Genomic DNA, 12671 nt, shown 5'->3' with positions numbered 1-12671 from the left:
AAACCGTCATCACTGCATAAAGGCAGGCTGATTCTTTTCGTAGCTGGAGATATTGGTTTCGTGTTGCAGCGTCAGGCCGATGCTGTCCAGACCGTTGATCATGCAATGACGGCGGAAACTGTCAATCACAAACGGGTAGCTTTTATCGCCCGCTTTCACGGTCTGCGCTTCCAGATCCACCACAAACGTGATGCCCTCGTTCGCTTCAACCAGCGCAAATAATTCGTCTATTTCTGCATCGCTCAGGGTAATCGGCAGCAGCTGATTGTTGAACGAGTTGCCATAAAAGATATCGGCAAAACTCGGCGCAATCACTGCGTGAAAACCGTAATCGGTCAATGCCCACGGCGCATGTTCGCGGGAAGAACCGCAGCCGAAGTTTTCGCGTGCCAGTAAAATACTCGCGCCTTTATAACGCGGTTTGTTCAGCACGAAATCAGGATTAGGTACCTGACCGGCATCGTCCAGAAAACGCCAGTCGTTGAACAGGTGCTGGCCGAAACCGGTACGCGTCACTTTTTGCAAAAACTGTTTTGGGATAATGGCATCGGTATCGACGTTTGCTGCATCCAGCGGAACCACCAGACCGATGTGTTGGGTAAATTTAGCCATGGTGTTTTCCTCAGTTCAAATCACGAATATCAGCGAAACGACCGGTCACCGCGGCAGCCGCAGCCATCGCCGGGCTGACCAGATGCGTGCGTCCGCCACGGCCCTGACGGCCTTCGAAGTTACGGTTGCTGGTGGACGCGCAACGCTCGCCCGGTTCCAGACGGTCGTTGTTCATCGCCAGACACATTGAGCAGCCTGGCAGACGCCATTCAAAGCCGGCTTCGATGAAGATCTTATCCAGACCTTCCTCTTCCGCCTGAGCTTTTACCGGGCCGGAGCCTGGCACTACAATCGCCTGTACGCCGGTGGCGACTTTGCGACCTTTGGCAACGGCGGCGGCGGCGCGTAAATCTTCAATACGCGAGTTGGTGCAGGAACCGATAAACACTTTGTCGATCGCGACGTCGGTCAGTTTAATGCCCGGTTGCAGATCCATATAGGCCAGTGCTTTTTCTGCGGAAGCGCGTTCAACCGGATCGGCGAAGGAAGAAGGATTTGGGATCACCTGATTAACGCCCATCACCTGACCCGGATTCGTGCCCCAGGTGACTTGCGGTGCGATGTCTGCGGCATCCAGCGTCACGATGCTGTCGAACTGAGCCGTTTCGTCGGTTTTCAGGGTTTTCCAGTATTCTACTGCGGCATCCCAGTTCTGGTTTTTCGGGGCAAACTGACGGCCTTTCAGATAGGCAAAAGTCGTTTCATCCGGTGCTACCAGACCGGCCTTAGCCCCCATCTCAATCGCCATGTTGCACAGGGTCATACGACCTTCCATGCTCAGCGCTTCAATGGCTTTACCGCAGAATTCCACCACATGGCCGGTACCGCCGGCGCTGCCGGTTTTGCCGATAATTGCCAGCACGATATCTTTTGCGGTGATACCGGCAGGCGCATCGCCGGTGACTTCGATTTTCATTGTTTTGGCGCGACCCTGTTTCAGGGTTTGCGTCGCCAGCACGTGTTCCACTTCGGATGTCCCGATACCGAACGCCAGTGAACCAAATGCGCCGTGGGTGGCGGTGTGTGAATCGCCGCACACGATGGTCATGCCCGGCAAGGTCATGCCTTGTTCAGGCCCAATGACGTGAACGATGCCCTGGAAAGGGTGGTTCAGGTCATACAACTGCACGCCGAATTCTGCGCAGTTCTTGATCAGTTCCTGCATCTGAATGCGCGCCATCTCGCCGCTCGCATTGATGTCTTTGGTTTGCGTGGACACGTTATGGTCCATGGTCGCGAAGGTTTTACCCGGCTGACGCACCGGACGCCCCATCGCACGCAGGCCGTCGAAAGCCTGCGGAGAGGTGACTTCATGCACCAGATGACGGTCGATGTACAACAGTGGCGTTTCGTTTGGCGCTTCGTAAACGACGTGCGCGTCATACAATTTTTGATACAGAGTCTTCGCCATGTTATGCCCCTTCTTTCACAAAGCGGGCAATAATGTCGCCCATTTCACTGGTGCCCAACGCCTGCTGACCGTTCGCCAAATCGCCGGTGCGGTGTCCCGCTTCCAGTGCTTTATTGACGGCCTGCTCGATAGCGTTAGCGGCATCATCCGCACCCAGGCTGTAACGCAGCAACAGCGCAGCAGACAGGATTTGTGCAATCGGGTTCGCGATGTTTTTACCGGCGATATCCGGCGCTGAACCGCCCGCTGGTTCGAATAAACCAAACGCCTGTTCGTTCATGCTGGCAGAAGGCAACATGCCCATTGAACCGGTGATCATCGCGCATTCGTCAGACAGGATGTCGCCGAACAGGTTGGAACACAGCAGTACGTCGAACTGTGACGGATCTTTAATCAGCTGCATGGTCGCGTTATCGATGTACATGTGGCTCAGGCTGACATCCGGGTAATCTTTAGCGATTTCGTTTACCACTTCGCGCCACATTATTGAGGTCTGCAACACGTTCGCTTTATCGATGGACGTCACTTTGCTGCGGCGTTTGCGCGCAGATTCAAAAGCGATACGGGCGATGCGTTCAATTTCAAAGCGGTAATACACTTCGGTATCAAAGGCTTTTTCGTGCATGCCCTGACCTTCGCGGCCTTTCGGCTGACCGAAGTAAATGCCACCGGTCAGTTCGCGGACGCACAGAATATCGAAGCCTTTGGCCGCGATGTCTGCACGCAGCGGGCAGAACTCTTCCAGCCCCTGATACAGACGGGCAGGGCGCAGGTTGCTGAACAGTTTGAAGTGCTTACGCAGCGGCAGTAATGCGCCGCGCTCAGGCTGATCGTTTGGCGGCAGATGTTCCCATTTTGGGCCACCGACCGAGCCGAACAGGATCGCATCCGCGTTTTCGCAACCGGCGACGGTGGCTTCCGGCAACGGGCTGCCGTGTTTGTCGATGGCTGCGCCACCCACATCGTATTCGCTGGTGGTGATGTTCAGACCAAAACGCTGACGTACTGCGTCCAGCACTTTGTATGCCTGGGCCATGACTTCCGGGCCAATTCCGTCTCCGGGTAAGACGGCAATATGATGGGACTTGCTCATGTTCACACCGTTTCCTGATTATTTTGAATGTTGTGTTGCTGACTTTCCTGCTGCAAACGTTGTTTTTCAATCTCAACTTGTTTGCTGCGCCAAATGTTATTCAGTACATGGACCATCGCTTTCGCGGAGGATTCGACGATGTCTGTTGCCAGACCGACACCGTGGAAGCGGCGGCCATTAAAGGAAACCACCACGTCAACCTGACCCAGCGCATCGCGGCCCTGGCCTTTCGCGCTCAGCTGATATTTCACCAGTTCGATCTGATAGCCGGTGATGCGGTTGATGGCCTGATACACGGCATCAACAGGGCCGTTGCCGGTCGCTGCTTCGGTGATGACCTCTTCGCCGCAGGCCAGATTGACTGATGCGGTCGCGGTAATGTTGGAACCGGACTGCACGCTGAAGTTATCCAGACGGTAAAATTCCGGCTCTTCCTGCTGCTTATTAATGAACACCAGTGCTTCTAAATCGTAGTCGAAAACCTGACCTTTTTTGTCTGCCAGCTTCAGGAACGCGGTATACAAATGATCCATATTGTAATCGGACTCTTTGTAGCCCATTTCTTCCATACGATGCTTCACGGCAGCACGGCCGGAGCGGGACGTCAGGTTCAGCTGAATCTGGTTCAGACCGATGGATTCCGGGGTCATGATTTCGTAGTTTTCGCGATTTTTCAGCACGCCATCCTGATGGATCCCTGAAGAGTGCGCGAAGGCGTTAGAACCGACAATCGCTTTGTTGCCAGGGATCGGCATGTTGGTGATCTGGCTGACAATCTGGCTGGTGCGGTAGATTTCTTTGTGATTGATATTGGTATGGACGTTCATGTAATCCGAACGGGTGCGGATCGCCATAATCACTTCTTCCAGCGCGGTATTCCCGGCGCGTTCGCCGATACCGTTCAGGGTGCCTTCAACCTGACGCGCACCGGCCTGGATTGCGGCGATGGAGTTACCGACCGCCATGCCCAGATCGTCGTGACAGTGAACGGAGATAATCGCTTTATCAATGTTAGGCACGCGTTCATACAGATTGGTGATGATGCCACCGAACTGAACAGGCGTGGTGTAACCGACGGTATCAGGGATGTTAATGGTGGTCGCACCGGCTTTGATGGCCGCTTCTACGACACGGCACAGGTTATCCAGCGGGGTACGGCCTGCGTCTTCGCAGGAGAATTCGACGTCATCAGTATAGTTACGGGCACGTTTCACGGAATGCGTTGCCATCTCCAGGACCTGATCAAACGAACGCTTCAGTTTGGACTCAATGTGCAGGGTAGATGTGGCCAGGAAGACGTGAATACGGAAGGCTTCGGCAACGCGCAACGCTTCAGCTGCGGCATCGATATCGCCGTCAACGCAGCGGGCCAGACCGCAAACACGGCTGTTTTTAATCTGGCGCGCGATAGTTTGTACAGACTCGAAATCGCCGGGAGAGGACACCGGGAAGCCGACTTCCATCACGTCAACGCCCATTCTCTCCAGCGCCATTGCAATCTGAATCTTCTCTTTAACACTCAGGCTGGCTTGTAACGCCTGTTCACCGTCACGCAGCGTGGTATCGAAAATAATGACTTGCTCGCTCATGGGTTGTTCCTTGTCTGTTTTATTATTCGCGCCCTGCGGGAGGTAAAAAAAAACCCGCGCATCGGCGCGGGTTTGTTGTCTGTGGAAGTTGAATCAGTTCTGATTTTCGCCCACTGGCTTACCGCGCAAATTTTCTGCGTTGAGTAGTAGGCCTAGGAGACGGGTAGTCATAAACATGTTTTCAGCTTCTCGTAATAGGTTTGTTAAACGGACGTCGTTTAAACAGTGCTTAAATTGATACGGGAATGCGCCAGGTATGTCAACCTTCAGTGTGTGGAAATACAGTGAAAATCCACAAATGAAACTGACTCTCATTTAGCATAAAACTCTGTTTGTAAGAATGTGTTTAGCTTAAAGAATTCATGGCGAACTCCGGCATTTAATTGCACAAAAAAATGTCTAAATATGGACAATTGACGAACCATGCCTGTAAAAAAGCAATGCAATACAAGGGATTGGAGATGATTTACTGCTGCTTAATTTATTATTCATTTTTTGCATGTTGTTCGTGCAAGTATTTTAATGTCTTATATCATCAGTTTTTTTAGAAGGAAATGAATTTTATATTTTGCTTTCTTATTATTTAAAGCCGTATTCGCGTATCTTTCTAAAAATAATAATATTAAATGGCACGCGCTCATTGTCAGCTATTTGTTAATTAGTCTGATGTCACTGTGCCGATTTTTTTAATCATATCAATTAAAGATAATCATTCTTCTGCGAGTCTGATGCTCTTTAGTGAGGATTGTTATGTCAGACATCATTACCGAAAACTCAGTAAAAACTGCTGAACCTGAAACACATCTTCGTAACGTCGATCTGAATTTGCTGACAGTTTTTGATGCCGTCATGCAATTACAAAATATTACCCGCGCTGCAAATATGCTGGGTATGTCTCAACCGGCCGTCAGTAATGCGGTGGCTCGTTTAAAAATCATGTTTAATGATGATTTGTTTGTCCGCTATGGCCGTGGCATTCAACCGACAATGCGTGCCCGCCAGCTTTTTGGCCCGGTGCGTCAGGCGTTGCAGCTGGTCATGAATGAATTACCCGGTGCCGGTTTTGACCCTACCGTCAGCATGCGCCAGTTCAACGTGGCGATTTGCAGCCCGCTGGATAAGCGCCTCACATCACAGGTTCTGCATGCAGTAGATACCTTAGCCAGCAGCGTCAGTATTAAATTACAAACTATTGTTAATGATAATATTGAACATCAGCTGCGCTACCAGAATATCGAGTTTATGATCAGCTATCGTAAATTCGAGCGTGCTGATTTCTGTAATGAGCCTTTATTTAATGATGAGCTGGTTTTAGTGGCTTCGCAAAATCATCCGCGAATCAGTCCATATATGTCAGATGAGAAATATCTGAGAGAAAAACACGCGGTGATGATGATTGATCGTTTCTACTCTTTCAGCGGACCTTATTATGATGATCCAGAGTTACAATCTTTAATTGCTTATCAGGGCACTGATCTTTACAGCGTAATGGAAGTGGTTTCAAAAACAGACATGGTAGCGCTGGTTCCTCGCTGGTTAGCGCAGGCCAACGCCGGAATACTGAATTTATCTGTCATTCCTTTACCCTGGATGAAAAATCAGCTGACCTGTTATTTGTCTTGGCATGAGTCCTCCAGCAAAGATCGCGGCAATATGTGGATGAAATCTTTATTGAGCCAGTGTGTTGCCACGGCCTGAACCCGTATAGAACATCATTTTTACTTCGGCGCGCGCTGAAGTAAAAATGGCTGATTATGATTTAATTTGAAGTGATTTATCCTGCGTAGTTTTTTTCTCCTCGTTAAGGCTATGCAGGTTTTTTTCCTCTCTCCGTTCACCCATCGCGGTTGCCAGCCGACATTTTCTCACCCGCTATAATTTCGTTTCGCCGCACAATATTTGCCGGTAGACTGCGTTAAATCTTTGTAACAGAGCAATACAGTCAGCCGCCCCGGTGCGCTGCGCTGGACGCCGGTATAGACGCTGAATGAATCCAACCTTAAATGACTACCATCTGATCACCCGTTTTCGCCAACAGGTGATGACGCGTGCCGACCAAACAGCCTTTCGCGAGTGGTCGCCAGCTGCGCACACTGCACTGACCTGGCGTCAGCTGGGTGAGAACGTGGATGCGTTATCTCATCTTCTGTTGCAGGAGCAGGCAGGGATTCAGGAGCGGATCGCCATCTGCGGCAATAATTCCATCGCATGGGCGACGGCGGATCTTGCGATTTTGCAGGTGCGCGCGGTCACGGTGCCGGTGTATGCCACCAATACGCCTGCGCAATCGGCATACGTGCTCAATGATGCGGATATCCGCATTTTGTTTGTGGTGGGTCAGAAGCAATATGATGCCGCCATGGCTTTGCGTGAATTATGCCCGCAGCTCAAACATATTCTGGTGCTGGATAACGACGTCGATTTACAGGGCGTTTCTATCGCCAGACACGTTTCTCAGACGGTTGCCTCGGATCCGGCATTATCTGCCGGGCTCATCGGGCGGATTGGCGGCTGCGATCTCAACGATCTCTTCACCCTGATTTACACCTCGGGTACGACCGGGGAAGCAAAAGGCGTGATGCTGGATTATCGCAGCATGGCAACTCAGCTGAAACAACATGAAAAACGCCTGACGATTTCCGACAGCGATATCTCACTGTGTTTCCTGCCGCTGGCACACGTATTTGAACGCGCATGGAGTTTCTTTGTGATGCACAGCGGCGCGCAGAATGTCTTCCTGCGCGAAACGGATTTAGTGCGTGATGCTCTTGCGGCGGTGAAGCCCACCGTGATGTGCGCCGTGCCGCGTTTTTATGAAAAAGTGTTCAGTGCGATTCATGACAAAGTGGCCCGCGCGGGCACGGTCAAAAAGCGCTTATTCCACTGGGCGGTGGCGCAGGGTAAAGAGAAGTTTCTTATTGAGCGCCGTGGCGAACGTTACCCCTTCTGGTTATCCCCGGCGCATTTTCTGGCCGATAAGCTGGTGCTCAAAAAGCTCAGAGGTCTGCTCGGCGGCAACTTACGTTTTCTGCCCGCAGCCGGTGCGAGCCTGGATGACAATGTGATCCTGTTTTTTGAATCCCTCGGCCTGCACATCAAATACGGGTACGGTCTGACGGAAACGTGCGCGACCGTCACCTGTTGGGAAGAGCAGAATTTTCGTTTCGGCTCAGTGGGGACAGCGTTGCCGGAAATCGAAGTGCGCATTGGTGATGAAAATGAGATCCAGGTACGCGGGCCGACGCTGTTGCGCGGATACTTCAATAAACCGGAAGAGACTGCCGCCAGCTTTACCGCCGATGGCTGGTTCAAAACCGGTGATGCAGGGAAAATGGACGCAGAAGGGAATGTTTTTATTACCGAACGTCTGAAAGACCTGATGAAAACCTCGGGGGGTAAATATATTGCGCCGCAGCGTATCGAAGGTACGCTGGTGCAGGATCGGTATATCGAACAGGCGGCGGTCATTGCCGATGAGCGTCACTTCGTTTCCGCGCTTATCGTGCCGGATTTCGATGTGCTGAATATGTATGCGCAGACCCACCATATCGATTATCTCAACCGCAGTGGCCTGGTAAAAAACGAACAGATCCTGTCCTTGTTTGCCCATCAGTTACGTGAAATCCAGCATGATCTGGCCGGATTTGAGCAGGTGAAAAAATTCGTACTGCTGATTAAACCGTTCACGATGGAAGCGGGCGAGCTGACACCCACGCTCAAACTGCGTCGCAAGGTGATTTTCAGTCGCTACAAAAAGGAAATCGACGAACTTTACGGCGAGTAGCGCCAGCCGTTGCTGTTTTATTTGTCACCGGCGAACGCCTGTTCGCCGGTTTACCCTTCATGCTGATGACAGCCTCAGACATAATTTAATCCTGTAATTTTTCCCGCCTTCCTGATATTTCTGACTGGTTGCCCGCTGCAGGCAGTGTTTTGTAGCGAACGGGTGAGGGCAGGCAGCGCGTCGCAATAATCAGAACGTGTCATCCCTATTTTGGCGTTTGCCTGACCTAAATTCTCACGCTAAGGTACTGAGTTGAGTTAGCAACGCCAATAACAACAGCAGGGTTATCATCAATCTTGTGCAAAGGCCTAAAATTCAGCGATTTAACGTGAGATTGCTGCTTGATAGAACAGTTTGCTGAAATAAAAGTCATCCTATAGAAGAAATAAAAAGCCTGGAGGCAAAACCATGGAGATGTTGTCAGGAGCCGAGATGGTCGTTCGATCGTTAATCGATCAGGGCGTTAAGCAGGTATTCGGTTATCCCGGCGGAGCGGTGTTGGATATCTATGATGCACTGCACACGGTCGGCGGGATTGATCATGTACTGGTGAGACATGAGCAGGCTGCTGTTCATATGGCAGATGGTTATGCGCGCGCCACGGGCGAAGTGGGCGTGGTGCTGGTGACGTCCGGTCCCGGTGCAACCAATGCGATCACGGGTATTGCGACGGCTTATATGGATTCCATTCCGCTGGTGGTGCTGTCCGGCCAGGTACACAGTTCACTGATCGGTTATGACGCGTTCCAGGAATGCGACATGGTGGGGATCTCCCGTCCGGTGGTGAAACACAGTTTTCTGGTAAAACGTGCCGAAGATATTCCCGGCGTGCTGAAAAAAGCCTTTTATCTGGCCTCGACGGGCCGTCCGGGTCCGGTCGTGGTCGATTTGCCAAAAGACGTCGTCAATCCGCAGATCAAGCTGCCGTATGCCTACCCCGAGCAGGTGTCGATGCGTTCGTACAACCCGACGGTGCAGGGGCATCGCGGGCAAATTAAACGCGCCTTACAAACATTGCTGGCTGCAAAAAAACCGGTGCTTTATGTCGGCGGTGGGGCGATTAACTCTGAGTGTCACGCTGAAATTCTGGAGCTGGCCGAGAAACTGAATCTGCCGGTCACCAGTTCCCTGATGGGGCTGGGCGCGTTCCCGGGAACACATCGCCAGAGCCTTGGCATGCTGGGTATGCACGGCACTTACGAAGCCAATATGGTGATGCACAATGCCGATCTGATCTTCGGCGTGGGCGTGCGTTTCGATGACCGTACGACCAATAATTTGGCGAAATACTGTCCGAATGCCACCGTGATGCATATCGATATTGACCCGACGTCGATCTCGAAAACAGTCAATGCTGACATTCCGATTGTCGGCGATGCGAAGCAAACGCTGGTTCAGATGCTGGAATTGCTGGGGCAAAGTGAAGACAAGCAGGAATTTGACGCACTGCGTGACTGGTGGACAAGCATTGAAAACTGGCGTGCGCGTGAGTGTCTGAGCTTTGACAAAAATAGCGGTAAGATCAAACCTCAGGCCGTCATCCAGATGCTGCATCGCCTGACCAAGGGTGACGCCTACGTGACCTCTGACGTCGGTCAGCACCAGATGTTTGCGGCGCTCTATTATCAGTTTGATAAGCCGCGTCGTTGGATCAACTCCGGCGGCCTCGGCACGATGGGCTTTGGCTTGCCTGCCGCGCTGGGTGTGAAACTCGGTCTGCCGGAAGAAACCGTGATTTGTGTGACCGGCGATGGCAGTATCCAGATGAATATTCAGGAGTTGTCCACTGCGCTGCAATACAATCTGCCCGTGATTGTCATCAACCTGAACAACGGTTATCTCGGTATGGTTAAGCAGTGGCAGGACATGATTTATTCCGGCCGCCATTCGCAATCTTATATGGAATCATTGCCTGACTTCGTCAAACTGGCGGAAGCTTACGGCCACGTTGGCATCGCTATCCGCACGCCAGATGAACTGGAAAGCAAACTGACGCAGGCACTTGAACAGAAAAATCGTCTGGTATTCGTGGATATCAGCATTGATGAAACAGAACACGTTTACCCGATGCACATCCGTGGCGGTGCGATGGACGAAATGTGGTTAAGCAAAACGGAGAGGACCTGATCATGCGCCGGATTTTATCAGTATTGCTGGAAAACGAATCGGGCGCGCTGTCCCGCGTAGTCGGCCTGTTCTCTCAGCGTGGCTACAACATTGAAAGCCTGACCGTCGCGCCAACCGATGATCCGACGCTGTCCCGCATGACCATTCAGACCGTCGGTGATGCCAAGGTGCTGGAACAGATCGAAAAGCAACTGCACAAACTGGTCGATGTGCTGCGCGTGACTGAACTGGTGCAGGGTGCTCACGTTGAGCGTGAAATTATGCTGGTGAAGGTTCAGGCTTCCGGTTATGGCCGTGAAGAAGTGAAACGTTCGACAGAAATCTTCCGCGGCCAGATTGTGGATGTGACGGCGACGCTTTACACCGTTCAGCTTGCGGGAACCAGCGACAAACTCGACGCCTTCTTAGCCAGTATTCGTGATGTGGCTGAAATTGTTGAAGTCGCGCGCTCTGGCGTAGTCGGCGTTTCGCGTGGCGACAAAATCATGCGCTAAAGCGTAAAAAATCAGCAAGATGTAAATATTCTCTGTCTCATGAAAGCCCAACTTTTTAGTTGGGCTTTCTTTTTTGTGTCTCAGGTGAAGCGATTCGGTAAAACACCTTGCCCGGCAGGGTCTTCTGGGGTTAGATAAAGCATTATCTTTCTTAAGGGGTTATCTCAGTGAAGCTGGATGAGATCGCGAGGTTAGCGGGCGTTTCGCGTACCACGGCCAGTTATGTGATTAATGGCAAAGCGAAACAGTATCGTGTCAGCGATAAAACAGTCGAAAAAGTCATGGCTGTTGTGAAGGAACATAACTATCACCCGAACGCGGTGGCGGCGGGGCTGCGCGCTGGCCGAACCCGATCTATTGGCCTGGTGATCCCCGATCTGGAAAATACCAGCTACACCAAAATCGCCAACTTTCTTGAGCGTCAGGCGCGACAGCGTGGATATCAGTTGCTGATTGCCTGCTCTGAAGATCAGCCGGATAACGAAATGCGCTGCATCGAACACCTGCTGCAACGACAGGTTGATGCGATCATCATTTCCACCTCTTTACCGCCGGAACATCCTTTCTATCAACGCTGGGCCAACGGGGATTTCCCGATCATTGCGCTGGATCGCGCGCTGGATCCGGAACATTTCATCAGCGTCGTGGGCGCCGATCAGGAAGATGCCCTGATGCTGGCGCAGGAGCTGCGAACGTTCCCTGCTGAATCGGTATTGTATCTGGGCGCGCTGCCGGAATTGTCGGTGAGCTTCCTGCGCGAGCAGGGGTTCCGTCAGGCCTGGGCGGATGATGCACGTCAGCCTGAATATCTTTATGCCAACGCCTATGACCGTGAATCGGCGGCGGTTGTGTTCGCCGAATGGCTGAAAACGCACCCGATGCCGCAGGCGTTATTCACTACCTCGTTTCAGCTTTTGCAGGGCGTCATGGATGTCACGCTGAAGATGGAAGGGCGTTTACCTGTCGATCTGGTGATTGCGACCTTTGGCGACAATGAACTCCTCGACTTCCTTGAATGCCCGGTGCTGGCGGTTGCGCAGCGCCATCGCGATGTGGCTGAGCGCGTGCTGGAGCTGGTTTTGGCTTGCCTCGATGAGCCCAAAAAACCTAAAGCAGGCCTGACCCGTATTCGTCGCAATCTTTTCCGTCGTGGCCGTTTAAGCCGCAAGTAAATCTCTGACGGGCATTCTGTGGGGTGCCCGCGATTTTCCCTCAACCGCTCTTTTCCTTTCTCAAATTTCACCAGGACACGTATTCCCTTCGCTAAAAACAATCCCTTGCGGGATAAGCGGGTATTTTAAGAGCATTCCCAGAGCGCTGAATTATTAACAAATGTGTTCTCATTTTTTTCGCTGATATAAACCCGTAAATCAATTTCAAAATACGTTAATGCAGTCTGCAAAAGTGCTGTAGAATTCCCGGCTTAATTTCTCTGAGTATGCGTGCGGACCGCGACTCGTGGTTTTTAAATGCGCTGAAAGGCTTGTGCCACGCGGGCTGGCATTCTTAATGATGATGATTTAGCAGTGATAGCCGAAAAAAAATCGGAAATGATTTTTCT

The 12671-nt window shown here is 51.7% G+C and carries 9 protein-coding genes; 5 read left to right on the top strand and 4 right to left on the bottom strand.

Annotated elements, in window-relative coordinates; all coding sequences use genetic code 11:
• Positions 1-9 precede the first annotated feature (9 nt).
• From leuD to leuA, 4 genes are read right to left on the bottom strand one after another with little or no spacing between them, the layout of a single operon-like run.
• Positions 10-612 (bottom strand): 3-isopropylmalate dehydratase small subunit, encoded by a 603-nt coding sequence (gene leuD, locus ED901_RS00525; protein ID WP_056776901.1) that lies wholly within the window; start codon positions 610-612, stop codon positions 10-12.
• A 10-nt stretch (positions 613-622) separates the two neighbouring features.
• Positions 623-2023 (bottom strand): 3-isopropylmalate dehydratase large subunit, encoded by a 1401-nt coding sequence (leuC, locus tag ED901_RS00520; protein WP_122094189.1) that lies wholly within the window; start codon positions 2021-2023, stop codon positions 623-625.
• A 1-nt stretch (position 2024) separates the two neighbouring features.
• Entirely contained in the window at positions 2025-3116 is a 1092-nt protein-coding gene (leuB, locus tag ED901_RS00515; RefSeq protein WP_056776907.1) for a 3-isopropylmalate dehydrogenase, read from the bottom strand.
• Between the two features lie 2 nt (positions 3117-3118).
• Positions 3119-4705 (bottom strand): 2-isopropylmalate synthase, encoded by a 1587-nt coding sequence (gene leuA, locus ED901_RS00510; RefSeq protein ID WP_056776911.1) that lies wholly within the window; start codon positions 4703-4705, stop codon positions 3119-3121.
• A gap of 750 nt (positions 4706-5455) precedes the next feature.
• Here leuA and leuO point away from each other — a divergent pair.
• From leuO to cra, 5 genes are all read left to right on the top strand, one after another.
• The gene (gene leuO, locus ED901_RS00500) at positions 5456-6403 is read left to right on the top strand and encodes a transcriptional regulator LeuO (RefSeq protein WP_122094185.1); all 948 of its coding nucleotides are present in this window, start codon (positions 5456-5458) and stop codon (positions 6401-6403) included.
• Positions 6404-6692: 289 nt separating this feature from the next.
• A complete protein-coding gene (locus tag ED901_RS00495; protein ID WP_056776919.1) occupies positions 6693-8489 on the top strand; it encodes a long-chain fatty acid--CoA ligase in 1797 nt (598 codons plus the stop codon).
• 408 nt (positions 8490-8897) lie between these two features.
• On the top strand, positions 8898-10616 hold the full coding sequence (gene ilvI / locus ED901_RS00490) for an acetolactate synthase 3 large subunit (RefSeq protein ID WP_056776924.1): 1719 nt from the start codon (positions 8898-8900) through the stop codon (positions 10614-10616).
• 2 nt (positions 10617-10618) lie between these two features.
• Positions 10619-11110: an acetolactate synthase small subunit gene (ilvN, locus tag ED901_RS00485; RefSeq protein ID WP_013577020.1), complete on the top strand. Its 492-nt coding sequence runs from the start codon at positions 10619-10621 to the stop codon at positions 11108-11110.
• A gap of 167 nt (positions 11111-11277) precedes the next feature.
• A complete protein-coding gene (cra, locus tag ED901_RS00480) occupies positions 11278-12282 on the top strand; it encodes a catabolite repressor/activator (RefSeq protein WP_056776928.1) in 1005 nt (334 codons plus the stop codon).
• Positions 12283-12671 lie beyond the last annotated feature (389 nt).

The sequence above is a fragment of the Rahnella sp. Larv3_ips genome (assembly GCF_003697865.1).
Taxonomy (GTDB): Bacteria; Pseudomonadota; Gammaproteobacteria; order Enterobacterales; family Enterobacteriaceae; genus Rahnella; species Rahnella rivi.
Note: the sequence above shows the minus strand (reverse complement) of the source record. Positions and strands in the feature narration are given on the sequence as shown.